General features: G+C 35.9%; 22 protein-coding genes and 1 tRNA gene. 7 read left to right on the forward strand and 16 right to left on the reverse strand.

All coding sequences use genetic code 11. The features are described 5' to 3' along the window. Window positions 1–4: 4 nt before the first annotated feature. From Q7J67_09910 to Q7J67_09940, 7 genes are all read right to left on the reverse strand, one after another. Window positions 5–2,926, reverse strand: coding sequence for a glycosyl hydrolase (locus tag Q7J67_09910; protein ID MDO9465593.1), 2,922 nt, complete (start codon window positions 2,924–2,926; stop codon window positions 5–7). Window positions 2,927–3,110: 184 nt separating this feature from the next. Next, window positions 3,111–5,171 (reverse strand): hypothetical protein, encoded by a 2,061-nt coding sequence (locus Q7J67_09915; GenBank protein ID MDO9465594.1) that lies wholly within the window; start codon window positions 5,169–5,171, stop codon window positions 3,111–3,113. Window positions 5,172–5,195: 24 nt separating this feature from the next. After that, window positions 5,196–9,689, reverse strand: a complete 4,494-nt coding sequence (locus tag Q7J67_09920) for a hypothetical protein (GenBank protein MDO9465595.1) — start codon at window positions 9,687–9,689, stop codon at window positions 5,196–5,198. Between the two features lie 113 nt (window positions 9,690–9,802). Continuing rightward, window positions 9,803–10,519, reverse strand: coding sequence for a DUF1559 domain-containing protein (locus Q7J67_09925; protein ID MDO9465596.1), 717 nt, complete (start codon window positions 10,517–10,519; stop codon window positions 9,803–9,805). A 92-nt stretch (window positions 10,520–10,611) separates the two neighbouring features. Next, window positions 10,612–11,163, reverse strand: coding sequence for a hypothetical protein (locus tag Q7J67_09930; GenBank protein ID MDO9465597.1), 552 nt, complete (start codon window positions 11,161–11,163; stop codon window positions 10,612–10,614). After that, window positions 11,160–11,528, reverse strand: coding sequence for a hypothetical protein (locus Q7J67_09935; protein MDO9465598.1), 369 nt, complete (start codon window positions 11,526–11,528; stop codon window positions 11,160–11,162). Before Q7J67_09935 ends, Q7J67_09930 begins: the two co-directional genes overlap by 4 nt. Window positions 11,529–11,606: 78 nt before the next feature. Then, complete coding sequence (locus Q7J67_09940; protein ID MDO9465599.1) at window positions 11,607–12,497, reverse strand: AraC family transcriptional regulator; 891 nt, start codon at window positions 12,495–12,497, stop codon at window positions 11,607–11,609. A gap of 146 nt (window positions 12,498–12,643) precedes the next feature. On the opposite strand from Q7J67_09940, the gene Q7J67_09945 reads away from it, so the two are divergent. Both Q7J67_09945 and Q7J67_09950 read left to right on the forward strand, forming a co-directional pair. Continuing rightward, on the forward strand, window positions 12,644–13,291 hold the full coding sequence (locus Q7J67_09945) for a TIGR00153 family protein (protein MDO9465600.1): 648 nt from the start codon (window positions 12,644–12,646) through the stop codon (window positions 13,289–13,291). Further along, window positions 13,291–14,238, forward strand: a complete 948-nt coding sequence (locus tag Q7J67_09950; protein MDO9465601.1) for an inorganic phosphate transporter — start codon at window positions 13,291–13,293, stop codon at window positions 14,236–14,238. The genes Q7J67_09945 and Q7J67_09950 overlap by 1 nt, the downstream gene beginning before the upstream one ends. Here the strand turns inward: Q7J67_09950 and murG are convergent. From murG to dapF, 7 genes are read right to left on the reverse strand one after another with little or no spacing between them, the layout of a single operon-like run. After that, window positions 14,229–15,326 carry an undecaprenyldiphospho-muramoylpentapeptide beta-N-acetylglucosaminyltransferase gene (murG, locus tag Q7J67_09955; protein ID MDO9465602.1) on the reverse strand — a complete coding sequence of 366 codons (1,098 nt, stop codon included), beginning with the start codon at window positions 15,324–15,326 and terminating at the stop codon, window positions 14,229–14,231. The two genes, Q7J67_09950 and murG, sit on opposite strands and share 10 nt — an antisense overlap. After that, on the reverse strand, window positions 15,323–16,405 hold the full coding sequence (gene ftsW, locus Q7J67_09960) for a putative lipid II flippase FtsW (GenBank protein ID MDO9465603.1): 1,083 nt from the start codon (window positions 16,403–16,405) through the stop codon (window positions 15,323–15,325). Before ftsW ends, murG begins: the two co-directional genes overlap by 4 nt. After that, on the reverse strand, window positions 16,398–17,762 hold the full coding sequence (gene murD / locus Q7J67_09965; GenBank protein ID MDO9465604.1) for a UDP-N-acetylmuramoyl-L-alanine--D-glutamate ligase: 1,365 nt from the start codon (window positions 17,760–17,762) through the stop codon (window positions 16,398–16,400). Before murD ends, ftsW begins: the two co-directional genes overlap by 8 nt. Window positions 17,763–17,792: 30 nt before the next feature. Continuing rightward, window positions 17,793–17,987: a hypothetical protein gene (locus tag Q7J67_09970; protein ID MDO9465605.1), complete on the reverse strand. Its 195-nt coding sequence runs from the start codon at window positions 17,985–17,987 to the stop codon at window positions 17,793–17,795. A gap of 21 nt (window positions 17,988–18,008) precedes the next feature. Next, window positions 18,009–18,452 carry a DNA-binding protein gene (locus tag Q7J67_09975; GenBank protein MDO9465606.1) on the reverse strand — a complete coding sequence of 148 codons (444 nt, stop codon included), beginning with the start codon at window positions 18,450–18,452 and terminating at the stop codon, window positions 18,009–18,011. Window positions 18,453–18,462: 10 nt separating this feature from the next. Beyond that, window positions 18,463–19,629: an LL-diaminopimelate aminotransferase gene (locus Q7J67_09980; GenBank protein MDO9465607.1), complete on the reverse strand. Its 1,167-nt coding sequence runs from the start codon at window positions 19,627–19,629 to the stop codon at window positions 18,463–18,465. Then, window positions 19,616–20,431 (reverse strand): diaminopimelate epimerase, encoded by an 816-nt coding sequence (gene dapF / locus Q7J67_09985; protein MDO9465608.1) that lies wholly within the window; start codon window positions 20,429–20,431, stop codon window positions 19,616–19,618. Before dapF ends, Q7J67_09980 begins: the two co-directional genes overlap by 14 nt. 119 nt (window positions 20,432–20,550) lie before the next feature. Here dapF and Q7J67_09990 point away from each other — a divergent pair, with 119 nt between their 5' ends. The 5 genes from Q7J67_09990 (at window position 20,551) to larB (ending at window position 24,056) form a co-directional block, all read left to right on the forward strand. Continuing rightward, a complete protein-coding gene (locus Q7J67_09990) occupies window positions 20,551–21,261 on the forward strand; it encodes a pseudouridine synthase (protein MDO9465609.1) in 711 nt (236 codons plus the stop codon). Then, window positions 21,252–21,325, forward strand: a tRNA-Arg gene (locus Q7J67_09995). Before Q7J67_09990 ends, Q7J67_09995 begins: the two co-directional genes overlap by 10 nt. A 33-nt stretch (window positions 21,326–21,358) precedes the next feature. Then, complete coding sequence (locus Q7J67_10000) at window positions 21,359–22,264, forward strand: UTP--glucose-1-phosphate uridylyltransferase (protein MDO9465610.1); 906 nt, start codon at window positions 21,359–21,361, stop codon at window positions 22,262–22,264. Then, window positions 22,257–23,249 (forward strand): hypothetical protein, encoded by a 993-nt coding sequence (locus Q7J67_10005; protein ID MDO9465611.1) that lies wholly within the window; start codon window positions 22,257–22,259, stop codon window positions 23,247–23,249. Before Q7J67_10000 ends, Q7J67_10005 begins: the two co-directional genes overlap by 8 nt. Window positions 23,250–23,360: 111 nt before the next feature. Beyond that, window positions 23,361–24,056, forward strand: a complete 696-nt coding sequence (gene larB, locus Q7J67_10010) for a nickel pincer cofactor biosynthesis protein LarB (GenBank protein MDO9465612.1) — start codon at window positions 23,361–23,363, stop codon at window positions 24,054–24,056. On the opposite strand, the gene Q7J67_10015 is transcribed toward larB, so the two are convergent. Together Q7J67_10015 and Q7J67_10020 are read right to left on the reverse strand one after the other, a co-directional pair. Further along, window positions 24,043–25,011: an ROK family protein gene (locus tag Q7J67_10015; protein MDO9465613.1), complete on the reverse strand. Its 969-nt coding sequence runs from the start codon at window positions 25,009–25,011 to the stop codon at window positions 24,043–24,045. The two genes, larB and Q7J67_10015, sit on opposite strands and share 14 nt — an antisense overlap. Continuing rightward, entirely contained in the window at window positions 25,008–26,174 is a 1,167-nt protein-coding gene (locus Q7J67_10020; protein ID MDO9465614.1) for an MFS transporter, read from the reverse strand. The genes Q7J67_10015 and Q7J67_10020 overlap by 4 nt, the downstream gene beginning before the upstream one ends. Between the last annotated feature and the right edge of the window lie 202 nt (window positions 26,175–26,376).

Consider the following 26,376-nt stretch of genomic DNA (forward strand, 5'->3'; position numbering starts at 1 on the left):
TCTTTCAATCTCCTGTTTTGTTATATTCGAGAATTTCTACTTTACCAAATATTCCATAAGATACAAACTTATATTTATCTGTCCATTTTTCTTCCTTGCAAAAATGTCCGGGACCTACTGATTTTAATTTACCTTTGTAGTGGAGCGGACCCAGCATATTTCTCAGGCTTCCAACAAGCTCAAGACTGATTTTGTTAGTGCCTCTCTTTAGAAGTTTTGTAATATCCAGTTCATATGGCTCCCAGCACAAAAGACCGGCTTGCCTGTTGTTTATCTTTATATTTATTATCGCTGCCTTATGCTTATTAATCTTGAGTATATATTTCCTGTTTTTCTTCTTATCGACGGACATATCCTGTTTATACGTTATTGAACCCGGATAAAATGGAAAACCCTGTCCTACCCAATTACCTGTTTTAAGTTTGTCTTTTGCCTTCTCAAGTACAAGATTATCCTTGTTGACAGTGAAGTCTCCGAGTATATAACAGTTTTCCAGCTCAACATCCTGCTGGTATTTCTTTGTCACAAGCAGAACTTCATTTTTCCCATTTTTCAGATATTTGGCTATATGAATTAATTTGAAACTTATATCAATGTACCACTCAGGGTTTTTATACATAACTTTTTTGTTATTAATAAAAATATCAAAGTTTTGCGGCTCTTCAATCAACAAATTAATATTATTAGCAGAATCCAGATTTGATAAGAATTCAAATTTCAGAGAGACTTTTGCATTGTCTAAGTCTTTCATATTCTTGTATGCTTTCCAGAATTGAACGCCACTGTTACTCTTTATCTCAGGCAATCCGAAGTGTTCTCTGATCTGTTCCTGAGCTTTCCATACAGGGAGGAGCATTCTGCTCTCTTCTTTATCCTGTATTCTGTATTTACAGAAATCAAGTGTCAGAGCATTCATATGAGACAAATCAATATCCCATTTGTCCTCTGAAACTGCTGCTTTTTGTGTCTCCATTTTCTTTCTTTTCACAGCTTTTGGTTTCTTCTCTGGATTTAATGACAGAAGCAATGAACCTGTCGGATATATATGCTGTTGTGTTTCAGCATATCCTGCTGTGTTTGTAGTTTCAATTTCACATACATCTCCAGCTTCAGAATCCCATTTTTCAAAAACACCTTTCCCCTTCATCTTTATCGTAAGATCAAGCCCCATTTTTCTGTTCGTATTAACTAAAAACAGAAACTTGTTTCCATCTATTTCTCTGAGCTGATAGATAATATCTTTTGTATCATCTTTCTTCTCACCTGAAATTTGGACTTCTTTTTTCAAGACTTTATTGAGTGTTTTTTCTATTTTATGCTTATCGTTCTCTATAACAATTGCGTCTTTATCTAAAAACTTGTTTATCTCATTATTCAGGCTTCCGTCTATTCTATTGGGCAGTTTACCTATGGTTAGAATTTTTCCACCTTGTGCAGTAAAATCCCTTAGTAGCTTAAATGTATTGCTATTCCAGGTGATAGAGTAGGGGATAATTACTAATTTGTATCCAGCTTTTCCAATTACAAATTCCCCGTCTTTTATTTTACCGTACTTCTCGATTACCATCTCATCCCCATAATCAAAATCCCTGTGAATCTCAAGAAGATTCTTGGAAAGCTTCAGGAATTCATCATCCAGTTTGCTCAGCGCTTCCGTTCCTTTTGGATGATATACACTCCATGCGCTTCCTATTGGATGAAGAACCAGAATATCTCTTATAGCTTTTCCCTGAGACAGAATAAAACTCAGTCTGCCATAATAATCCTCTACTTTCTTATAATACTTCCACCATGGAGATTGATAATGGATTGAGGCAGGATAATCCCTCTTTCTGCAGCCTTTTAGAGAGTATAAAGATAGGTGCTGGCATCTGAAGTTTACACCAAGCGCATACTGCCAGTCTCCAACCCATTTCTGCCCCTCAAAACTGAAATCCCAGCCTGTGCATCCATAAAGTTCTGACAGGACTCTTTTACGCCCAAGTTGATTTGCGACAGAAGAACACTGTTTTACTGTAAAAATTTCCGATATTCTTTCACAGAGAATATCTATCCCCGGCTGATGCATATACATATAATGAGGCATTGCTGCTCCAATAACGCGAATTTGGGATTCCAAAGTTTGTTCTGCAAGGTAATGTCCTGTTTGCTGAAGATTGTGTTTTTCGCACCAGCTATAAATATTCTCGGAAAAGTTCTTGAGGAATAGTTCTGTTACGCATTTCCAGTAATTATATCTATGTTTTTTAAAATTGCCCGTTTCATATATTAAAGAGGGAAGTTTATCAATAATACTGTAATTGCATCTTGAGTTAAAATGTTCCGGAAGTTTATCTGTCCACGGCAATACAGCCTTTACTTCTTTGGGTTTGACTTTAGTGAAACTGGCCCAGTGATGATAATTGGGCTCATCAGTAAAAATACCAGGTATTGTTTTACCGAAATCTCCGCCAGCTTCTTTCAAATAAGCTTCATGTGTGCTTTTTATAAAAGCATCAACTGCTTCTTTACTCATTGTGTCAAGATATGAAGCTCCGTTATACCACGGGCTGTCAGGAGCATACTCAAAGGTTATTGTTTTTTCTCTAAAGACAATTCCTTTATTTCTGTATTTCTTATTCTTTGATGTAACAATTCCCCCTGCTGCTCCGCTTGGCCAGCGGTCTTCATCATAGAGCCATGCGTTCATTCCTGTTTTTTTAGCCTCATCAACACATGCCTTTATCATCTTCATCCATTCCCGAGACAGGTATTCTGTAATAAGACCAACCCTGGAATGCATGAAAAAACCACCCATGCCGGCTTTTTTCATCTCCCTTATCTGTCTTCTAAGTTCAGCTTGTTCCAGCTTATCATTCCAGCTCCAGAACGGTGCTCCTCGCCAATCTTCACCTGGATTTTTAAATGTTTTTTGTATCTGGTTCATGATTGCTCCTCTTCTTGGTTATTTGTTATTCTTTGTGCCTCTGCGCCTTTGTTACTTTGTGCCTTATTTGTTCTAATTATGATTTATATTAGAAAGATAAGCTATAACAATTTTAAGAAAAGCTAGGAGGATTTTAGGGCTTGTCAGATAATACTTGTTCTATTTGTTGAATTGGTTGTCCTATTCATTTTACTTGAAGAACAATCACAAAATACCTTTTTATGCCTTCCATGGAGAAACTTATTTTGCCATTATTAATTTGTCCTTCTCGTGACTCAATTATGTCGGGTAAATATAGTAATGCTTTTTGTACAGGAGCAGTAATATTAACATTTCTGTCACCTGTTTTATATCTAATATGTCTTATCAACGGTTGATTATTCATTCTATTTACATAAACTTTATCTGGGATAATCTCGAAATCATTAGAAAGTCCGTGAACAATAATCTTATTATGCTTTCTGTATATGCGATATAACCAGCCCTCTGGAACTTCCACAGATATTGCATTATCAGGAATTTGTTCTTTTACCTTATTAATTACACCATTAACAATATTTTTATCCAGACATCTACCTGAAGTCCAGTAAAATGAGCCTTTGCCTCTTTTTATTTCTATCCACCTAGAGATTATTCTTTTACCTTTGTATTCACCATGGCAGGATAAGGATATATCCCTTTTCGGACATTTACGAAGCTCAAAAAAAGCATCTATATCAACATCTCTTTCAGGTTCCTTGATATCTACATTGATACCAAAAGACGAAAGAAAAGTTGTTTTCTCAGTATGTCCCCTTTCATCTCTTAAGCCTAATGGTCCTGAGCCTATAACTTTCCCGCCTTGCTCAATATATCCGATGATCTTTTCCCGAATATTGTCAGAAATGCAGTTAATATCACATAGTATCAAAACAGGATAATCCTTAACTGAAGGGATATCTTCCACTACATCAAATTGCATATTTTTTTCAAAAAGAGTTATAGCAACGCTTCTGTAGGAAGTAACATAATCATCTTCAGTGTCCCCATAAAAAACCTGCGTTTCAAAAGAAAAATAAAGAGCAATGTTTGCCATGCTTTCTCCATTGAATAATTCAGGATATTTTTCTTCAAAAAGATATCCTTCTTTTACAATATCCGATTCATCAGGAAGCAATTTTAAGTTCTTTTCAGGAATACCTAATCTCCCCTTCAGAGTAGATATCCATGAACTTGTTCCAACTAGTTTGTTAAATGCCCAGATGAGAAACGCAGCATCAGGAAAATGTGCATAGCCCAATCCAATATTGGGAAGATTCTTTTTAGATGAAATTGCCTGATGAAGCATAATATCTGGTATTCTTTCTAAATAACCCTTATTAGACGAAACAAACTCTTTGCACATCTCCAGCATAAGATGATTTACTGATTTTGACAGAGTTTGAGAGCTTAATCCACTTGCATTCAGGCACTTTCCTGCACTTTTAGAACAACAGGTCATCAATGGAAAGTCACTTCCTAATTCATCTCTTACTATGGCAAGGAAATCGGCTGAATCATTGTAGCGCATCTCAACCCAGTCTTTGAACGCATCAGACTCATAATTCCCCCAAAAAGTTTTATCAGCAGCATCAGGAAGTTCTTTTCTATAAAGCGTTTTGTATTTTTCCCGGCAATATGGACAACGACATCCTTCCCATCTAGGATAATAAATCACATCATCGCACATAAGCCCATCTATTTTTGTCTCAGCCATTAACTTTTTCAAATATAGTTTATATGCCTCCCTGAATTTTTTATTATTCATGCAAAATATCTCTGCCTCATAATCAGGTAAATAGCAGGGTTTTCCTGTTCTTACACTTATCATCCGAAAATCATTTAACTTAGTTCCATTACATATAAGTGAGTTTGCCATTTCTTTTGAAGGATAAAAAGGCACATGATGCCTGTTTTTGTAGTAAATATTCCATTTCTGCTCCTTGTTTTTTGGCCTATGTACAAGGTTTGCAGAGTGATGATCAAAAAGCTTTATTCCTTGTTCATGCAGTGTATTTGCAATGAAGTTTAGAAGTTCATGAAGTCTGTCCCAGATATATATATAGTCCCATCTAAAATGAGCACCAAAAATGATAGCTGTATCGATCCCGGCTGCTTTGAATCGCTCAGCTTTTTTTATAATCTTTTCTTCAATCCCTTTATCAGGATATATCAAATCTTCCCATAAGATCCACCAGCTAGCCATTCTGTAAGTATTTTTATTCATAATATCAAATCGAATAACGAATTCTTAGTTCGTAAGTTTCTTATAATCCATAAAGTTTAAAAACTTAGCGCTATCTCCCACAAAAAAGACCTTTGTTCTTTCTTTTGGTATTTCAAATGAAAAGGTGTCAACGTTTTTAAATAAAACCTCTCCTTCAAAAATATCTACCACATCGCTTTTTTTATTTAAGCTTATAGTCTTTTGTCCCCCTTGAGCAGAATGGAACATCAAAAATTCTTCATTGGCATCAATGAAATCCAAAGAATCGCTGTAAATATGCACTCCCGCCCCTTTCGCTATACTCAATAACAAATCTGGCGATATCTTATTTGAACCACAAAAGATAGAATTGCTTTTATTGACATTTTTAACAGCAAATGATGGTCTTTTATTCTCTCTGTAAACACCCAATACTTCTGCTTCATTATCACAAACATAAAAGAGTGGCGCAAAGCTGTATTTCGCACCATATGAAGTATTATTAAAGTTTCCGCTTGTAAACTCATTTGTAAAGTTAACTATATCTGTTAATGGAGAGCTTTTATCTTTTATCATTCCAAACTCTATGCCAGTCAGATTTTTCATATTATTAAGATCCGCTTTCATGTCATGAATAAAACCAGGCGCATAACACCACATCATAGTAACATCTTTTGATTGAATTTTTCTTATAGCATTTAATGTTTTATTATCATACTGAAAACAGTTTAAGAATATGTATAATTTATAATCATAGTCTTTTTTCAAAAGATCACTGAAAAGGATATAATCAACCGGCGCGCCAACTTGTGCAATTCTGCTTCTTTGATAATAAATAAGGTCTCCTGTTAAAGTATTCACTTTCCTTTCCGGATAGGTAATACTCCCGTTCCAACAAACATATTTTATTATCTCTCCCGATGGTATTTGTTCTTTATCAAAAGATAGATACTTTACTGAATCTTCATCAACTACTACTGCAATCTCTACATTACGCTTGCTCTTATTAAGATTTATATATTCTCCCGCTTTCTTGCTTATCTTCAGGTCTTTTATTGTGCATGGATCACTAAAATCAAGTCCACTGATAAGAGGTATAATGCATATGGGACTCTGTCGGCAAAGAGATCTGCCAAAATTCCTTTTTAAAACAGCTGTTGTTTGAGAAGGATTTATTGTTGGACAATGGCCCGCAGGGCCGGACATATGTGTTCTGGTATCATCATCAACGAATACTAATTTACCTGCGTTTTGAATTGATTTAAACGCCCACATCCACTCTCCTGAGTCACCAATTGCTCTTACACCATAAGTAGGGGGAGCAGATATAAAATCAATATCTTTTGAATCTAACACTTTTCTAAAAGCATTGTGTCCGCTCATATGATAAGCCCAATTCATATTTGCATATTCAAGGGTATACCCTCCATAGATTCCAACAATTTTTTTTCTATTAACCGAATTCTTAATGACTCCTGCGAAATACACAATTGTATCTGAAACACTTTCTGAATAATATTGGTCATAATCTATTGCCAGAGAGGCTTGCTTCGGATCCCGGAATAAACCTATCTCCGATTTTAGCCGGTCCTCTTTGGTCGGTATATTTATCCCACTAAATTTCTGTTTTTCTGTCGAATATTTTGATTTCAAAAATTCACAAAATCCATTTATAGAAGCATTGCTATAATCCATAAGTTTGTCAGTTCTATGGCATTCATGACATCCCCACCCTTGCCATTCGGCAGAGACCCCTCCTGTAAACCAATAACCAATTATCTTATCTCTATATGGTGAAGTTTCAAGATGCCCAACAAATTTTTCTATTGCTTTAGAAGCATCTTTCTTCCATTTTTCTGAGGAAAATGATGCTGTAGCTCTGTAGTAGGGCCAGAAACTTTTGTCATCAAATAATGAAATTTCTGACAGATTATTAGTTTGCCACCATGTCGGAGGCGCAACCCAAAACAAAGGCATAATTAAAACTTCCGGATTGTCTTCAATCATCTCATTAATATATTTATCTACTTCAATAAAATTATATCTATTGGGCCCAAGCCACCACTCTTTTGCATCCATCATTCCACCAATCCAAAGTGTTTGTATATTAACTTTAGCCTCTTTCATGGCTGGGGCACTATTTTTATGAATCATATTTCCTATCAACGGATAGATAACTTTCCCGTTTACATATAACTGCGGAAAGCCATTATCAGATTTGACCTCACTTACCAGATTTTCTGTATCTGATCTATTATTTTTATAAACAAAATTTCTTTGAATATTGTCCGGCATAGAAATTTCTCTGCCGTAAATTCCAAAAATAAGTTCAATATTCATATCAGGATAGTATTTATAAAAAGGTTTTGTGCTCACACTGATATCAAAAGTATTATCGTCTTGTTTTTGACAAATATTTTTTGTTAAATCAAATTCAAATTTTTCAAAGATTACATCGTCATGTTTAAATCTTAAATAAAGAACTTCATCTTGACCTACAGGTTTTTGTGATTTAAGCTTGATTTTTAAAACCTGTGCTTCTGCACCGCTAATTACTTCTTTATATTCGCATGATAGGCATTCTGTCGGCACCTGATATCTTTTGTCAAAATAAGGTGAAATTTTTGTCCATGGAGCAGCGGGTGGAGGAGACATTTTCTTTGGTTTGACCCAACTACCGTCATCAAAACTTATTTTTGTCCACCCTTCCTCTAATCTATTAGTACAAACAAAACTACTATCTGATACTACCTTCAGATAAGATAAGTCCGTTGAATTAATTGTTAAGTCGAAAAGTAAACCTCCCGGCCCGCCGGCATTTACACTTTCAACAGCAATGACATTCATGCCTTTCTTTAATCTTGATGATATATTAATAAGTGCCGGGTCAAGCCATGAGTTAGGAGTAAAATTTTCTGCGATTTTATTACCATTAAGATAGAGCTTATAATAATCGTCAACAGTTATTTGAACCCATGCTGTTTCAAAATTATCCGGCACAGTAAAAACTCTTCTAAAATAATAGCTGCTATCATCGGTGTTTATAGGCTTATTCATTGCATCGGATGAATGGGCAATCATATATCCTGTCCAATAAGGAGCCTTGCCGCGTTTTATAATATTCTTTTTTATATCTGCTGAAACGGTACTTTTCTCGGCTGGTTCTATTATTGCTTTTTTATCTTTTGGAGATACTTTACCTGTGCAAATTAATAGTGAGTCTAGAGCTATTGATAGTGACTGGGAAAGAACCATTGAGATATTTCCTCCTGATGTTTTTCCTATAAGAAACCATTTAAATTCTCCTGTATTACTAAAGGGGGGATTTTTTTTAACCGCTCCTAAAAAAGAAATCTTTTCAGCGGCGGTTTTTCCTGAGATATCATCCAATGCCCTTGCCCAGATAGAAAAATCACCTTCAGGCAAGACTATATTTCTTTTATATTTCTTCCCATCCAACGAAGTAAATGAATCTAATGAAATAAAATATCTTTTTACGGAATTAATATCAATTTTTGAAACAGAGTCCAATTTTAATTTTTCCATGGGTGGATACATCCTTATATATTCAATTTGTATTTTACCGGGATATTGGTCAACTATATCAAGCCTTAGGCTGTTTATTTTCCCTGAAAGCCAGTCTTTAAAGTTACCGTGAAAATCCTTTTCTCTATTTAAAAAAACTTCATGCCAGTTGTTGTCGCTTACTAGCGAAGGAATCTTCCAGTAAAATTTATCGCTAAAGCCATGTTTATTATTTGCGTAGAATATCTGGCCGGTAGTTTTATCAGGCAGTCCGGAAGCTTTATATTTTATTACTATACCCTGCGCCCTTAAAGGGTCTATGTTTACATCATTGTTGGCCAGATGAGAATCTGATTTTTGAATATTAAGGCAGAGCAGGCCATTATTTATTTCCCACTCCAGACCTTTCGGGTCATCCCATCCCTGGGCATCATTTGTTTTGAAGTTCCATGTGTATTTCTCAAGACTACTGCGCTGAAAAAATGGCTGATTACTAAGTTGCACCCAATCAATCTTTATTCCTCTATTTTCTCCATCGCCAGGGTCTATCCTAAGAACAGAAACCACACCACTTATCCCGCCCCACTTGACTGCGCCTGACCCGGAAGACTCTCTCGCTGACCATCTCACTTTATTAAGATCTATATGATAAGTCTTCCATCCAGTTTCTATTTTTTGAGAATACCCTAAACACCAGTCTTTATTGGGTGAAGAGTAAAAAATTTGCAATGCGGTATCTTTTTCTGAGGAATATAATCGTATGGAAAGAAACGAAACTTCCTTAGCCGTTATTCCTTCATCAGGCAGTTTTAAATACAACCGCGGATCAATCTTTGTCTTTCCTTCAAATAAACCTTTCTCAACTATATGGTGCTGAAAATTCTCAACCTTACTTATTTCTGATGAACTGTTGAAATTCCATGTAAGTTGTTCCTGCGAGACAGCATGACACAACACCCCTATCCTGCCGAACAAACAAATACTTAACATAAACAAAATCAACTTTCTAACCATAACAGCACCTCCTTATCTTGTTTAGACTTTCGCAACTGACACAACTTGTAGCGACAAGCTGTAGTCTGTTAATTACAACTTTTTTAAGGTATTACCCGACTCTCACGTCTTAATTAATCAGCAGCAGGCTTCCAATATTTATCAAGACCCTTATAAGTTTCATATGCATTCTTAACATGGCTTACATGCCAATCAGCCCACAAAATATTAACTCCCCCTTGATGTCGATCGTCGTCCATTTTATAAGCAGAACTAGATGAATTAGTAATTAGATAGTAGGTAATATTTAGGCTTGCATAGTAAGCATCTGCTAAAACGATCAATTCTGCAGGATACTTTATTTTAGAAGTTTTTGTTGGAGTATGAGCTACACCAAGAGTTGCCCCTACACCTGTTTCATTATACCCATAACTTGCTCTTGAATACATTCCATCATTGGCAGTGGTGGTTCCAACAAAGCTCTCTGTATCTTTGCGTAGTTTCACAGCAGTTGGACAAACAAACAGCATATCATTAGCTACATAGCCATCTTTTCTTAGGGCATAAGGCCAATGGTAACTTGTAGTAGGGGGGAAATAACCATCATAATCCTCTGTATACATAGAAAAGGCAAGCCCTAGTTGTCTTAGATTAGAGATACATTTTATTCGTCTTCCCATCTCTCTTGCCTGTGATAACGCAGGCAAGAGCAGCGAAGCCAGCAAAGCAATAATAGCTATTACGACCAAAAGCTCAATAAGCGTAAAACCTCTGAATAAGCGCAAAGGGCGAAGCGTAGAGGGCAAAGAAGATTTTTTTGACCCCCAAATTTTTCTTATCTTACTCATCATAATTTGTTCCCTCCAATCTTTTAGAGACAATTATAGCATATAACAAATAGTTTTAACAAACTATAAGGATTTTAAGAAAAACTAGGAGGATTTTAGGAATTTTTATGGGTTTTTAATAAATTTTCAAATTCAGCAAATTTCATTTCCATCATTTCCTTTTTTGACCATCGTTCAATCTCGCCTAAATTTATTTTCTGATCTCTTGCAACAAGGATTGCCTGCTCCAATGACTGAGTATCATTCCAGTGGTAATAGGCTGCCAGTCTGTCCTTTATACATTCTGTTGGTGAAATAATCTTAAGTTTTAATACCCCTGACTTCAACTCCGATATTTCCTTTATAGGTTCATCTCCTATCGCTAGTGGTCCCGGAGGAAATTCAATAAAATAGTCAGTACCTTTATGATAGAAACTCTGTCCTTTTTCCAAAAATCCAATTTTTGCTAATATTTTCTCCACATTTACCTTGTTTCTGAAATGTTGAATAATAAAATCCAGATCGTAAGACAGATATTTATTGTCAGAATATATTGAAACGCACGCACCGCCTGTTAAAACTGCTTCTATTCCGTTTTTACAAAGGTAGTCTGAAATATAAAAAGCTAATTCTTTCAATGACATATCCTTAATCGGTTTATTTCTCACAAGGGTTTTCCTGTTCTTCTTGGTCTGAGTCGCGGAGTATAAAGTCGTCTTTTTTCATCTTCAGGAACAAAAATCAGAGACTTTTTTAATAATTCTTCCATCTCTTTTTTAAATGGATATCTCGGGTTAATTCCAAAAAGTCTGACTTTTCCCCTTAGCTTACTGTACAAGATACCGCCTCTTTCAAGATTTAACAATTGATTCTGAACAGTATTGAGATTAAAATTGAAAGTTCTTGCAATTTCTCTTGCATAAGATTCAACATGAGTGAATATAAAAAGCAATATTTTCTCCTTTTTTTCAGATCCTAATAATGACTCTAACATTTCACGTCTCCTTCTTAAATTACCAACAATATCAGTCATATGACCATGTTTATTGGTCATTATAGTAAATTGTATTCCTTGAAGTCAAATCAAATTTTAAGAAAAGCTAGGAGGATTTTAGAATTTTCTGTATTCGCTGGGGGAGGTTTTGATAAGCTCTTTGAACATCCTGGCAAAATAACTTGCATCGTGAAAGCCTACTTCAAAACATACATCCGTGACGGATTTATCGGTATTTGAAAGTAAGTCACACGCTTTTTGTATGCGGTAATTTGTTACATATTCCATTGGTGTCATGCCGCTTATGTCTTTAAATACTTTACAGAAATAGTTTGTCTGCAAATAACCAATGTCAGCCAGGTCCTTTAGTCGAATATCCTTATCGTAATTGTCTTCAACATATCTTATAACCCTGAAACAAGTTTCTCTTTTTGTGGATATATCGTTATAGATATCTTTCTGTCTCTGATACTCTGAATAAAATCTGCAGACATTTACTACAAGTTCAAAAATATATCCCTTAACTAAAAGATTATATCCTTCTGATTCTTTTTCTATTTCATTTATAGCTTTATTCAATATAGTCTCTATAAACCTAGATTGTTCGCCGGTAAGATGAAGTTTATATTTGAAGTTCATTTCTTTTCTATAGAAAGGTTCTATATAAAAAAGGTCGTTAAAGCTGTCTATATCTTTAAGTTTACTTCCAATTTCGTTTTTAAATACAGATGAGTCTATCAGGATATTCGCTAATTCTAAATCATCCGCATTTTTATAACCATGCGCTTGTTCTGGAGTAACTACAAAAAAATCACCCATTGCCACAGAAAATTCTACATTTTGAGATTCTTTATTTTTGCCTTGCATCTGAATAACATTAATCCCTTTCCCTTTTAATATGTAAACTAACTCCACAAAGTCATGTGCATGTAATCTGAGATATGACTGTTTCTGTTTGAAAACATATATATCCAAACATTTTTTAAAATGTTTTCTGGATAATTTCATGATAGGTTTTTCATTCATACAATATAAATACTAACACATTTTTAACAAATTTAAAATTTTTTACCCAGTGCTTCCTATTATTGACATTTATTTTGCTAGTTGCTAATCTCCATGTCTATCAAAACTATTCTATAAGGGGGGGGTAAATGGCTTTATTCTTTTCAAAAACTAATAAGCTTTTAGAAATGATTGAAGAATATTTAGAAAAGGTTACAGAGTGTATGGAACAGGCAAGAAAAACGCTTTTTCTCTATATTGAGAAAGGTTCCTGTGAGGAATTTGATGGGCTTGTGACTAAAACTCACATGGCTGAATCATGCAGTGATGATTTAAGAAGGGAAATTGAAATTTCGCTGTATGAAAAGGCGTTAATACCAGAATCAAGAGGTGATATCCTTGGCTTGTTGGAGACTGTTGATAAGATCCCGAACAAGGCTGAATCTGTTGCATTTCAAATACAAATAGAGGCAATAAGAATTCCCGATGAGTTCAAATCGGAATTACGTAAAATAATCAATATAAATTTTGGTATTTTTGAGGACATTAAACGGGCAATTAGAGCTGTATTTAAGAATATTAAAGAGGTAAGGCGCATTACAAATGAGATAGATAAAAAAGAGAGCAGTTCTGATTCTATGGAAAGGGATTTAATTAGAAAATTGTTCGGCTCAGATATTGACATTGGAGAGAAAATTCTCCTGAAAGAATTAATAATTGAGATCGGCAGTATATCAGACAGAGCTGAAGACACTGCAGATCGATTAAACATAATGGCAGTGAAAAGGCTAATTTAATGTTTCTCTTCAGCCTTAGTTATTTAAAATTACTTGGTGGTATTTATCTTGGCTGGTCACTGGGTGCCAATAACACTGCAAATGTTTTTGGCACTGCAGTTTCTTCGGGGATGGTTAAATTCCGGACAGCGACAGTTTTTTTTGCAGTGTTTGTAATACTTGGCGCAGTAATTGGAGGTGCGCCAGGGATTAAAACACTTGGAGGACTTACAAGTCAAAATATAAATACAGCTTTTGTTATTTCAGTGGCGTCAGCTGTTGCAGTAACCTTATTAACAATGTTAAAACTTCCTGCTTCTGTCTCTCAGGCAGTTGTGGGAGCAATACTCGGTATTGGAATTTTACAAAAACAGATCAATTTTGCTGGATTACAGAAGGTTGTAATCTGCTGGATATGCACACCTGTTGGCGCTGCTGTTATATCAGTTTTTCTGTATTTAATTTTGAGCCGGATACTAAGAAGAATAACAATACACTTTCTCGATTTTGACCGCATTGTGCGCATTTTACTAATAATATCAGGCGCGTATGGGGCTTATGCTCTTGGAGCGAACAATGTTGCAAATATAACAGGTGTTTATTATCAAGCTGGAATACTTACGCCATTTTTGGCTTCATTAATAGGAAGTATTAGTATAGCGCTTGGCGCAGTTACATATAGCAGAAATGTTATGATGACAGTAGGTAAAAGTGTGATACCTCTAAATTCTTTTTGCGCCCTGGTTGTAGTGCTTTCAGAAGCTATAACAGTTGATATATTTGCGCATATTGGAGTTCCTGTTTCCACAGGTCAAGCTGTAATAGGCGGAGTCATTGGGGTAGGAATTATAAGGAATGTTAACGCGATCAACTTTAAAGCGCTTTATAAAATTTTCTCAGGATGGGTAGTCACTCCTGTTATCAGCTGCGTTCTTTCTTATATGCTGTACAAAATATTTTATATGTAATTTCTTATTATCTCAAAGATTTTCTCTGTAGAATTGATATGAAGCCTGCCAAGTTTCCTGCTGCTCAAAGCCATTTGCTCCAGCTTGTATTCGTTTTTAATTAAATCTAGTATTCTTTCACTTAGTGTTACTACACAGAGGTTTTTTTCTTCTATGATTATTCCAGCTCCATTATCAGAGAGAAGTTTTCCGTTGTAAAATTGATGATTAGCTGCAGCATGAGGATAGGGGATTAAGATAGCAGGAATACCAAATAAACTAATTTCAGTAATTGTCATAGCTCCTGCCCTTGATATTACAAGATCAGAGATTGTGTAAATATCTCCGATATGTTCTGTAAAGGGCATTACCTTTACGTCTAAATCAGCTTTTTTATATTTGTCCAGAACTAGTTTGTAATCTTTTTCTCCTGTAATGTGTATTATGTGCCAGTGTTTAAGATGTTCTTTTATATTGATGAATGTATCTTGAGAAACAATATTGATTTGATGTGCTCCCTGACTGCCTCCAAATACAAGGATTGTTTTCTTTTTTTTTGAAACCAAATTATGCCTTTTGTCAACGGCTTTTAAAATATCATTTCTTATAGGATTGCCAACTGCTACAATCCTTCTTTTGCAAGACAGATATTTTTTTGTCTCATCAAATGCCACATCAACCTCTGTAGCTATATTTGCCAATAATTTATTTGTAGAGCCTGGAACAATATTCTGTTCATGAATTAAGGTAGGGATCCTCATCAGGTATGCAGCTATAACGGGGGAAATGCTCAGATAACTACCCATGCCGACAACTAGATCAGGCTTGAATTTTAATATAATAATAAAAGATTGGATTAAGCCCAGAAATGCTTCAGCAAAGCATGGAATAATACTGAATGGTTTGTTTCTATTCCATCCTATGCCAAAAATAGCAGCTGTTTGAAAACCAGTTTTTTTAATTTTATCTGAAGAACAGTGTCTTGAAATTAAGAATAATATCTCAGGATTTTTGACTCTTATCTTTATACAATCTGCAACTGCAAGTGCGGGATATAAATGCCCTCCTGTCGTTCCTGCGGCAAATATGATCTTTATACGCTTCATCATTCCCATTCCTTACTGACATTAAGTAATAAGCCGATAGCAGTCATGTTAACAATTAGGGAAGAGCCGCCAAAACTAATAAAGGGAAGGGTTGTTCCCTTTGTCGGAAGAAGTCCTGTAACAACACCAATGTTTATTATAACCTGGTATGCAATCATTACAGTAATCCCAATTGCTAGCAAGTGTCCGTATAAGTCAGGGGCGTGATATGCTATAATAATACCTCTCCATATTATGTATGTAAATGACAGAATTATTAGCAAAGTTCCTATGAATCCAAGTTCTTCGCCAATTATTGAAAATATAAAGTCTGTATGTGCCTCCGGCAGGTAGAATAATTTCTGAATCCCTTTGCCAAGTCCTTTTCCCCACCAGCCTCCTGATCCTAATGCATAAAAGGATTGGATGATTTGATATCCTTTTCCCAGAGGATCATCCCATGGATTAAGAAAAACCATTATCCTTTTCATACGATAAGGAAAGGTGCGAATTGCGATGTAGATAGCTGGTAAGGATGAGAGAAAGAAGATTGCCAGATGCTTCATATTAGCTCCTGATATGAACATCATTGTCAAAACAATTCCTGCAATAAGCACACATGATCCAAGATCGTTTTTTATTATTAGAGCTAATACTAAACCCAATACCAGCATTTGAGGGAGAAAACCTTTTATGAATTCTTTAATATTATGCTGTTTTCTGGTTAAGAAATTAGAGACATATATAATCATAACAAGTTTCGCAAGCTCTGAAGGCTGCATACTTAACGGTCCGATTCTAATCCATCTTCTGGCTCCTCCTGCAGCTCTGCCAATGTAGGGAAAATACACAAGGATTAATAGAATAATTGTTAGAACTAAAAGAGGTTTTCCAAGTTTTTTAAGCATTTCGTAGCGGATATTCATACTTGTAAACATAAATATAAGCCCTATAAAAGCCATGATTAAATGGCGGGCAAGGAAATGAAAGGGATTATTGAATTTCAATATAGAAACCATAGCTGCTGTATTGAATACCATTATTATTCCAATACCAATCAGGATGAATATAACAGATAGCAATGCAATATTCTGTTTATGCATGCTCGATTCTTGATTTTAGCGTATTAACAGCATTTTTGAAGAGATTGCCTCGTTCTATGTAGTTTTGAAACATATCAAAACTGCTGCATGCAGGGGAAAGTAAGATTGTATCATTTTGGACAGCTAATGAAAAAGCTTCCTCTACTGCGTCATCCATTGAATAAACGTATGTTAGGGGAACCAGTTCTCCAATGTCCTTTTTTATTATATCTTTAGCTTCACCAATTAGAATAAGATGTTTGACTTTATTTCTGATAGCTTGTTCCAAATAGGTGTAGCTGCTCCCCTTATGTTTACCTCCCATAATAAGAATAATTGGAGAGAGGGTATTTTCAATTGCTGTTTTAGTAGCGTCGACATTTGTGGCCTTGGAGTCATTAATAAATGCAACATTATTTATCTTATTAACAAATTCTGTTTTATGAGGCAATCCAATGAACTTAGCTAAAGTGGTTTTCATTATTCTCGGATCAATTTTGAATATAGATGCTACACATATAGCCGCAAGCATATTTTCCAGATTGTGTGTGCTTTTTATCCTTAATTCATTAAGTCTGCATATCTCCTTCTCCTCCGCATCAGGCCTCATTGAGATTTTTTCATCTTTAACAAAAGCGTTACATGTTTGAATTTTTCTACTAAAAAACAAAGTATGTGCCTTTATTGTATTCTCAAATTTTCTCACTATAGGATCATCATAGTTTAGAATAGTGAAGTTCCTGGCAGTTTGGTTCTTGAAAATCATTGATTTTGCATGTATGTAATTCGTCATGTTTTTGTATCTGTCAAGATGGTCAGGTGTAATATTTAAAACTAAAGAAATAAAGGGACAAAATTTGTGAATAGTTTCCAGTTGGAAGCTGCTGATTTCAGCAACAATGATGTCGGATTTTGATAAGGATTCAACCTTTTCAGATAGGGCAGTTCCTATATTCCCAGCGACAATGGCATTGTAGCCTGCTTCTTTAAGCATATTCTTTATAAGGATAGTTGTTGTTGTTTTTCCGTTTGTACCCGTTATGGCAATGATTTTCGCAAGAGAGAACCACGATGCAAACTCTATTTCACTCACTATTTCAATATTCTCTTCCTTTGCCTTGCGAAGAATGGGAATATCCGGAGAAATACCAGGGCTTAGTATTATAAGATGCTTATTTTTGTAAACATTATCTGAATGCCTGCCTATTTCTACTTCAATGCCTATGCTAGTAAGAATATCTTTGTTTTTTTTAATATCCTCAGATGCAGAACTGTCACTCACAAAAACGGTCGCACCCATTTTTCTAGCCAGTTTTGCAGCAGCAATACCGCTTTTTCCAAGGCCGAGAACAGTAATGGATTTATTTTTTATGTTCACAGCCTTTTTTTATCTCATTTTCAATTCGGATTAGTTTCTTTGAAATATCATTAATTCTATATTCAGAAGCACGATAATTGCAGTAATAAAGGATATATTCAGAATCCTATCCTGCCTTGCTGAAGTCTTTGCGCCAATTGCGCCGATAATATTTTTAATTTTCTCTTTTTCTTTACGGAATTGTTCCAGCTCTTCCTGTAGTTCTTTAACTCCGGGTCTGGTCATGTCAGTTTCCTTTGTTTTTCATTATGGCTTTAGCAGTTCAAATCCTGTAACTGGATCTAAAACGCGCATGGCTGTTGTATCAAGCAATTCAAATAAGATAATTTCCAGTACATGCCATGTCTTTACACCTTTGCGAATGCATCCGGTTACTGTTTGGGATTTTCTTCCGCAGGCTATATGCATATGCAAAATAGGTTTGCCTTTTTCATCAGGGAAAACAGTCCCAGTTCCTGCTATCTCATTCACATTATCAAGAATATGCTCCATAGGGACGATCAGCTTTTTACGTCCGTGTTCGGGACCAACTACAAGCTTGCTGTTCTTATCGGCTCCTCCGAGGATGATTAAGGCTGCGGCTTTAATGGACTTTTCGCGAGAAAATTTTTCAATCTCCTCATGGATAACATCTCCGTCCTCAAGACGAATAACAAATATTCTTCCTTGTTTGGCTTGTGAATATTTCATTAGATTTTTTTTACTTCAGCGCATTCTTAATTCTTTGCATAGCTTCTCGAAGCCGCTTGTCAGATACTGTCAAGGAAATTCTTATGTAGCCTTCACCGTGCTTTCCATAAGAGGAGCCTGCAGCAACAACAACCGAAGCCTTCTCAAAAAGCATTGTGGCAAAATCAATTGAACTTTCTCCATGAAGTGTGGGTATCCATAAGTAAAACGTCCCATCAGGAGGGGTGTAAATCCAGCCTATTGAATTTAAAGTGTTAACAACAAATCTACGTCTTTTTTCGTAGATATCCAATATTTTATCTATGTTTTGTGTTTCACTTTCCAATGCCTTTATTCCTGCGTATTGAATAGCATTAAAAACACCTGAATCCACATTTTCTTTAACCTTTGATATTGCTGCTATTATATCCGGATTTCCCATAGCCATACCTATACGCCAACCTGTCATATTGTATGGCTTTGATAGAGAGTTAAGCTCAATTCCGACATCCTTAGCGCCTTCAACAGAAAGAAAACTGAGTCTTTCCTGTTTATTAAACACAATCTCGCTGTATGGATTGTCATGGCATATTGCAATGTCATAGGCCTTTGCGAATTCTACTAATTCAGCAAAGAATTTTTTGCTGGCAACTGCTCCTGTAGGGTTATTTGGGTAGTTAAGATAAAAAGCCTTTGCCTTTCTTGCAACATCAGAGGATATATCTGAAAGAACCGGAAGAAAATTATTTTGTTCCAGTATTGGGATGTTATAAGGTTTTGCTCCAGCCAGAAAGATATTGGCTCTATAGGCAGGATATCCTGGGTCTGTCATGAGCACAGTATCCTGTGGATCTACAATAGCCATAGCAAAATGATGCACACCTTCCTTTGAGCCTATTAAAGCTATAATTTCTGTGGCAGGGTCAAGCTTAACTTCGTATCTTTCTCCATACCATTCAGTTACAAACTCTCTGAATTTAAGCATCCCCTTTTCCTCATCTGTGGGATATTGGTGATTTTCCTGGTTATAGGCAGTTTTGCACAGTTCATCAATTATGGATTTGGGAGTTGCCTCAACAGGGTCCCCAATTGCAAGACTTATAACATCTATTCCATCAGCCTTTGCCTTTGCAATCTTATTGCGCAGTTCCATAAATAGATATGGAGAAATATTGTCTAATCTTTTAGCTGTTTTCATAAACTAGTTCTCCCTTGTATATTATTTGAGCATCTCCTTCCAAAAAAACATCTAAAAAAACACCTTTATTATAATACAGATTAACCTTTAAGCTGCCGCCTTTAACTTTAATGGAGATAGGCATTCTATTCACCTTGCCAAGTGCGTAGGAAATCGCTCCAGATGCAACTGCGCCTGTTCCGCAAGCATAGGTTTCTCCTTCAACGCCCCTTTCATAGGTTCTCATATTTAAAGAATCATCATTATTAATAGAGACAAAGTCAACATTTGTGCCCCTTGGAGAGAAATGCTTATGATAGCGTATAAGAGAACCTATGGTCATAACGTCAACATTCTCAATATTATCAAAGTACAAAATTGCATGAGGCACGCCGGTATCTATGTAATGAACAGTTTGTCTCTCCCCATTAACCTCAAGCTGTATATTAAGCTTCATATCACAGGGATTACTCATTCTTAAACGGATATTGTTGTTAGCAGCTTCTGCCTCAATTATTCCCGCAATTGTTTCAAAGCGTGTTCTTTTGGGAACTATTTTCAGTTGCTGCGCAAATCTGACAACACATCGTGCGCCATTACCGCACATTTCAGCCTCAGTGCCGTCAGCGTTTATTATCCGCATTTTGAAATCAGCCTTTTCAGGATTTTCTAAAAGCAAAACCCCATCTGCACCGATTCCAAACCGTCTTGAGCAAACATGTTTTGAAAAAGCATGCACATCTTCAATAATTTTATCTCGATTATCAATCACAATAAAATCATTGCCTGTTGCACACATTTTAGCAAATTTAATAATATTCATCACGCTCCTGTTTAATACTTTTGAATCTACCTTTCTTTATATCAAAAAATCTTATTAAACACAATTTCTTTCCACTTTTCTTGACAGTACTGTCAGCAGTGTGCTAGTTTACTGCTATTATGAAAATCAGGTTGCAGAAGGTTCTCGCAGATGCTGGTGTTGCATCAAGAAGGGCATGTGATAAACTGATTGATGAAGGGCTTGTAAAGGTAAATAATCAGATTGTTACAACTCCAGGTCTAAGGGTTAGTCCGGAAAAGGATAGAATTACTTATAAGGGAAAATCTCTTAAACCAGAGAAAAAATTCTATGTTATTGTAAATAAGCCTAAAGGGTATGTTTGTACCAACTGTGATGAAAAAGGAAGGCGAAGGACAATAGATATTGTCAAAGATATACCTGCAAGGCTTTATACAGTTGGCAGGCTTGACTGGGATGTAGAGGGATTGATAATCCTGACAAATGACGGAGATTTTGCATATAAGCTGACGCATCCGAAACATCATGTTCCAAAAACATATGTTGTAAAGATCAAAGGCGCTATAGAATCAAAACATGTTGCAAAGATTTTTTCAGGTATTTATGTAGATGGAAGAAGAACACAACCTGCAAAAGCAGAAATATTAAAAACTTCCAGGCAGATATCACATGTAAGGCTCACATTATTTGAAGGCAAGAAAAGAGAAATAAAACGTATGTTCTTTCAGCTGGGATATAGAGTTTATCATATTAAGAGAATTTCTATAAACGGACTTAAGCTTGGAAATCTACAGTCTGGAAGATATAGAAATTTAAGAGATTATGAGATAAAAAGACTTATGCGCCTGTAGTTCAGCTGGATAGAACGACAGATTCCGGATCTGTAGGTCGGGGGTTCGAATCCCTTCAGGCGTACTATATTAATAAAAATCAGAAAGGAGTATTGTTATGAAAATTGAGAAAGCCGTTATTCCGGTTGCAGGATTGGGAACAAGACTTCTTCCCGCTACAAAATCGCAGCCTAAAGAGATGCTGCCTGTGGGCAGAAAACCTGTTGTGCAGTATGTTGTGGAAGAGATAATTAATGCTGATATTCCTCAAATACTTTTTGTTACAGGCAGAAAGAAAACAGCTATTGAAGACCATTTTGACCCGGATCCTGAACTTATAAAAAAACTTAAGGAATCAGGCAAATTCAGTCTTTTGAAGGATCTTGAATATGAGAAGGATGTGTCTGATTTTTACTACATTCGCCAGAGTGTACAGGCAGGGCTCGCAGACGCAATAAGATTGGGCAGAAATTTTGTTGGTCAGGAGCCTTTTATTGTTGCGCTGGGTGATTCTATAATAAGAAGTTCTGATAATAGTAATTTACTAAAAAGAATGATTGATGTTCACCTTAAAACAAATTCTGCGTGCACGATTGCTGTTGAAGAAGTTCCAGATAATGAGGTGTATAAGTATGGGATTATTGAGTCTAAGGACAAGAAAACCAGTCATACAGGCGAGGTTAAAGATTTGATTGAAAAGCCGGAAATCAGCAGGGCAAAAAGCAATCTTGCAATAGCAGCAAGATATGTGTTCAATCCTGTTGTGTTTGACTTTATTGATAAGACAATGCCTGACGATGGGGGAGAGCTTCAAATTACTGACTCAATCAGGCTAATAATTAAGAATGGACACAAGGTTAGCTATGTAAAACTTGATGAGGGAGAAAAAAGATACGATATAGGTAATTTTGAGAGCTACTTCAAGGCATTTATAGATTTTGCATTATTAGATGATAAATATGGATATCTTCTTAGACAGCATTTAATTAAAAAAATGCATACGGGTGAGCTTCAACATGATTAAAGCTTCTGCTCCTGGTAGAGCAGGTATTATAGGAAATCCCACAGACGGTTATGGCGGTAGTGTTATATCATGCTCTATTGCAGAGCAGGCATATGTTACTATTGAGAAATGCGACAAACTAGTTCTTGAAATAGGGAATGAAAAGTTCGTAACAGACGGCAAAGTGGAATTTAATATTAAAAGTGAGCATTTCCTGATACCAGAAGCTATACTTAATTACTTAAATATTTGGGAAATCAAGATGCATCTGAAAGCATGGAGCGATGTTCCTTTTCAGGCTGGTCTTGCCGGCTCTACTGCAATGCTTGTTGCATCATTGAATGCTATTCTGAAATTCCTGAATACAAGCACTGATTGCGAAGATAAATATCATATGGCTGAAATGGCAAGAACTATTGAATTGAATTATATGAAAATTCAATGCGGATATCAGGATCAATATATGGCAACATTCGGAGGTCTTAATTATATTGATTTTCGGGATAAAGAGCATTATAGACAATTAAAGCATGAGGTTTATGCTACAGTGGAGCCGCTTCATTTTTATGTTAAAGAGCTCCCATTTGTGCTTGCGCATACCGGAGTTAGAAGAGTATCGGGTTCTGTTCTTAAGCCAATACGCGACAGATGGATGGACGGTGATATGAAGGTTATATCAGCATATGAAAAGATTGCACATATTTGCAGGCAAGGGAAAAAGGCACTACTTAATAAAGACTGGGTCAAGTTAGGTAATCTTATGAATCAGAATCATAGAATACAGCAGGATATTGGAGCATCAGGCAAAGAGAACGACCGTTTAATTGAGATAGCTCTGAAAAATGGTGCTTTAGGAGCAAAGCTTGCCGGCGCTGGAGGAGGAGGAACAATAATTGCATTACATCCAAAACCTGATAAAATGGTCAAAGAACTTAAACGTGCTGGGGCAGATAGAATTCTTTTTTTGGACCCCAGTAAAAAAGCGGGAGTAGTAGATACAGAATAAGGGAGGAGGTGATAAGAATGGCGCATGAAAAAAACAAAGGACAAAAGAAGGATAAGAAAGAGGCTAAGCTCTCATTAAAGGAAAAGAGAAAGCAGAAGAAGCAGAAGAAGAATGAAAGTTGATAAGAAATCCACAGAAAAAATTTGCGGCTTTCAATATCATGAACTTGGTTTTGCGAAAGTAGATACACATAGAAGTCTTCGCATGGGAACTGATGAGGTTATTTTCTGTATTGGGAAAACTCTCTCTCAGATAGTAAAGATTGCGCAAGTTATTTTGGAAAGCAATAATAGGCTCATTGCTACAAAGGCGAATCGCGAAGTTTTTAAGGCAATAAAGTCGAGATGGAGTAAGGCAGTATTTCATGAGAAAGCCTCTATAATTACAGTTAATAAATTCCCTAAGAAGAAGACAAATAAGAATATTCTTATACTTACAGCTGGTACCGCTGATATCCCTGTTGCAGAGGAGGCCTCAGTTACTGCGGAATTTCTTGGAAATAATGTAAAAAAGATCTATGACGTTGGTGTTGCAGGAATACACAGGCTGTTTAAGAATCTAGGGGAAATTCAGTCTGCAAACGTTATTATTGTAGTTGCCGGAATGGAGGGAGCTCTTGCCAGCGTTGTGGGAGGCATTACTCCAAAACCTGTTATTGGGGTGCCGACAAGTGTTGGATATGGTGCTAGTTTTTCTGGCATTACACCTCTTCTTACAATGCTCAATAGCTGTGCTGAAGGTGTTGTAGTTGTAAATATAGATAACGGGTTTGGTGCTGGTTATTTTGCAAGTCTTATAAATAAATAATACTATCCTTTGCCAGCATTGCTGAGCCTATTATACCTGCTTCCTCACCAAGCTGGGTGTGAACGATCTGGATTTTTTCTGCAAGGAAGGGAAAAACTCGTTCTTTAATCATATCTCTAAGTGGGTCAAAGAGATATTTGCCAGCATTAGCTATCCCGCCACCAATTACTATTATCTCAGGGTCCAGAAAATTTATAATGCCAGTAAGTGCAGTTGCCAGATATTGGGCAGTTTCTTTCCATATTTCAATTGCGAGCATATCTCCCACTGCTGCAGCTTCATAAACAATCTTGGGTGTTACTTTCTTCATATCTCCCTCAACTAGTTTTGGAATTATGCTTTCTTTTCTCTGCATGAGTTTTTCAATGGTTCTTTTTATGATTCTATCTCTGCCAATATAACTTTCAAGGCATGCAATGCCGCCACACATACATCCTGGGCCATCCACATTTACTGGTATATGTCCGATTTCTCCTGCACTGAGTGAGCTGCCGCGATAAATTCCACCATTTATTATTATTCCTCCACCAACACCTGTTCCCAGAGTCAGGCATATGACATTTTTTGCCCCTCTTGCTGCTCCACATTTTAACTCGCCATAGGCCATGGCATTAACATCATTATCAATAAATGTTGGAATATCTAAAGCAACCTCAACATATTCCTTCATATGCACATTCTCAAATCCTTCAATATTTGTTACTCCACGGACTATTCCTTTTTCGCTATCTACAAGGCCTGGTGTTCCTATTCCAATGCCCATAATTTCTGAGTTTGTTTTATTTGCTTTTTTTATAACGTCCTCAATACATTTGACTATCTGTTTCAGAACAACATCTTTGTTTTCTCCCGTAGAGATACTCAATTTGTCAATGATTTTTCCATTTGCATTTAATATAGCTGTATTGAGATTTGTTCCTCCAAGGTCTACGCCAATTAAAAAAGGTTTGTTCATATTTTCTTATATCTAAAGTGAACGGCAAACTGGATAATAATACAAATAATCATAAAAATTACACACATGGAATATGCTCCGGATGCAGAGAATATTTTTGCTATAATTCCGCCCAGAAATGTTCCCAGCAAGCTTCCACTGGCTAATATCGCTTCATGAAAACCTGTTTTTTCGCTTTTTTCGCTTCGCGCTTGTGAACTGTAAAATAAACTTGAAGAATATAAAAAGCCAACAGTTACTCCTATTAGAGAGAAAGCTAATGTCCACAAGATAATATTGTTACGGGAGAAAATAAGTATTATAAATCCAGATACCAGCATAAGTTCATAGAAAAACAAATGTGAGAATGAGTACTGCCACCTATGATTTAATCCGAGAATAAAAAATATTGCAACCTGAAATATGCCCAAAACTGCTCTGAGAGAACCTATGACTAGTGGAGACATGCCAGCGTCCGTAGCAAACTTTGGAAAAAGCCAGGCTATAATTCCCATAGAAAAGAACACAGCAAATACACCTATCCATGCTAATATCAGGAAAGATTTTACGTTACTATTTTCTACTATTACACTAGACTGCGATGAATTATTCTGTTTATTTTGAGTAGTACATCCTATTGGATCAGTTGATTTATTATGGATATGTCTGCTTACAAGATATATTCCTATGAAACTTATTATCAGGTTAAGAATAAATAACATTTTAATATTTATACAGGAAATGATGAGCCCGCCAATAAAACAGCCTATAACTCCGGCAGAACCCCATCCGACATTGAATCCTTGAAGGTTGCGAGTAGTTTGAGCAGGACCCAATCTAATAGTTATATGGGCTTGATATGTAGGCCAGAACATTGATAAAACCATACCCATTAAGCCACATAATATAATGATAGCGGGAATATTGTTGAATAACAAAAATCCAAGTATTAGAAAAGGATATGCAATGGATACAGACAGAATAGCTGTTCTTTTATTGATACGATTTGACAGCAAACTCTGAATAATACATAATGGTGCATAGCAGATTGAAAATACACTTCCAGCCAGACCCAGAACAAACGGATTGCTGGCACCTAAATCAATCATATGAAGCGGGATTGCAATAAATAGACTTGCGCCGATAAAAGCATATATAAAAGGAATTGTAAATATATTTACCATTTTAGCTTTCTCTTGATTAGTATGCCAACTACAGCACACAGTGTCAAGAGAATGTCAACCACATTTAGAAATGTCCGCTTTTAAAACATTTAGAAATGTCCTATTTTGTTAAGATTAGTAGTAGTAAATTTTTCTTTTTGATCAAACTTTTTCTTTTTGTTAATTATGTGCCTATTGTGGATAACTCCTTGTCTTGTATTTT

It is taken from the genome of bacterium (assembly GCA_030652805.1).
GTDB lineage: Bacteria > JAHJDO01 > JAHJDO01 > JAHJDO01 > JAHJDO01 > JAHJDO01.